This is a genomic window from Acidiphilium rubrum (assembly GCF_900156265.1).
Taxonomy (GTDB): Bacteria; Pseudomonadota; Alphaproteobacteria; order Acetobacterales; family Acetobacteraceae; genus Acidiphilium; species Acidiphilium rubrum.
Genome location: NZ_FTNE01000073.1, coordinates 1 through 1,495, shown reverse-complemented (window position 1 = coordinate 1,495; position 1,495 = coordinate 1). Strand labels below are relative to the sequence as shown.

Below are 1,495 nucleotides of genomic sequence, written 5' to 3'. Positions count from 1 at the left end.
GCCAGTATTCGAAATCTGCCACGTCCATGGATCGTCTCCTCACATCAAACCAGACCCTCGTAGCCAATATCAACAGCTAACGCCACAAGAGCCAAACGAATTGATCAACGAACCCCCATCAGCTTATGCTGGTGGGGTTTTTTTGCGTCCGGAGGAAACGATGAAAAGAATTTTAGGGTACTCGCTGTTCGGAATTATGACGGCGCTCATTTTGGGCCTGGGCATTTCGGCTGGAATGCCGACCATGCACGACAGATATCAAGCCGCTTGCCGCAAGAGTCCTTTTTTCACGAAGATAACGCATGGGTGCAAGGATGATCAGCGATTTGTTTGGAATGACAGCGCGTACTACCTAAACGATAGAGTATGGTGTGCGCCGAAGACCTTCCGAAGTTCGGTATCAATGCCCGGATATTGGGTCTGCCGCACTAGGTGAGATCGAACCGCTCCATGAACGAAGCATCATAGCTCCACCAGGTCGCGTTCTGTGTAGGCTTGAAGGATGTGCACAGCCATTTTCGAGCCACAGTCTCGTCTGGGAGCGTGTAGAAAAATGCGACGCCAATATGCGCCTTGAAAAAGGCGTCGAGGGACTGCTTCTGCGGCAAAGTCAGCAGGCTCCAGCGTGGCGTGATCTGCGCCGGATAGGCGTTGAGACCATCCGGCGAGGTCTCGGCATAACCGTCGCCGAAATTGTTCTGGATCATCCTCGGCGAGAACTGCTGATTGAGCGGCGCGTCCGGGTTCAGCGACGGCGTAAACGTATCCATCGATCAGCCTCCCGCTGCGTATAGGCCGTGGGTTGAGCCGTAGATCGAACCGCAGGGGCGGGCCGAATTGGCGCGCATAGATGCGTATCGAGCGACATAGTGTCCGAATCCGGTTCGGGCTGCGCGGACAGCAAACAAGTCGACCGGCGGTTGATACCCGTCCGCGGGCGGGCGACCCGGACCATCGTCCATCCCGCCAACCCCGATCCCGCTGAGCCTGCCTTCAGAATATTCGTTATTTCCGCACGCTTGTTTCTTTGAAATCATCCCGCCCGCTCGCGCATCATCGGCAGCGATAGCGCCGAGGATGAAGATGCGATCGGATACCAGCACAGCAACGCGAAATGACGAGATCGAGCAGGTCGATGCCCGCGTCGCGAGCACGTTGCGCGACCTCATCCGGGTCATTGCGCGTCAGGCCGCGCGTGAGGTGTTCAAAGCGACATCGACGGCGGCGTCGGAAACGGTAGCGCCAGCATGTCAGCCGGCAGTGTCAGACCATAGTCGTGATTGACCCCCATGCCTGATCAGATCCAACTCAATGACCTGGGGATCGGCGCGTCCGACCGTGATGCTGACCAAACGCCCGCGGTGGCGTCATCGGCATCAGCCTTGCGATCGTCGGCGCCGGAGCTATGGCCGAAATTGGGTGATGGCTTGGTGAGAAAGGTGGCGTATCGAGGCGGGTGGAAGCCTGCCTGAACCTCTTGAAGGAGCGATACGCC

The 1,495-nt window shown here is 57.5% G+C and carries 4 protein-coding genes; 2 read left to right on the top strand and 2 right to left on the bottom strand.

Annotated features, from left to right (window positions below):
• On the top strand, positions 1-436 hold a 436-nt coding region (locus BW994_RS20065; RefSeq protein ID WP_211252839.1), incomplete at its 5' end, for a hypothetical protein.
• Here the strand turns inward: BW994_RS20065 and BW994_RS18745 are convergent.
• Positions 429-770, bottom strand: coding sequence for a phage tail protein (locus BW994_RS18745; RefSeq protein ID WP_029314484.1), 342 nt, complete (start codon positions 768-770; stop codon positions 429-431). The two genes, BW994_RS20065 and BW994_RS18745, sit on opposite strands and share 8 nt — an antisense overlap.
• A gap of 307 nt (positions 771-1,077) precedes the next feature.
• On the opposite strand from BW994_RS18745, the gene BW994_RS18740 reads away from it, so the two are divergent.
• A complete protein-coding gene (locus BW994_RS18740) occupies positions 1,078-1,284 on the top strand; it encodes a hypothetical protein (RefSeq protein ID WP_029314483.1) in 207 nt (68 codons plus the stop codon).
• Between the two features lie 13 nt (positions 1,285-1,297).
• Here BW994_RS18740 and BW994_RS20060 read toward each other — a convergent pair.
• Positions 1,298-1,495: hypothetical protein (locus BW994_RS20060; RefSeq protein ID WP_217696484.1), on the bottom strand; the 198-nt coding region annotated here is incomplete at its 5' end.

What these genes read in the sequence shown, in the direction of transcription:
- BW994_RS18740 (WP_029314483.1), top strand. Translation starts at nt 1,078, where the DNA reads ATGAAGATGCGATCGGATACCAGCACAGCAACGCGAAATGACGAGATC.
- BW994_RS18745 (WP_029314484.1), bottom strand. Translation starts at nt 770, where the DNA reads ATGGATACGTTTACGCCGTCGCTGAACCCGGACGCGCCGCTCAATCAG.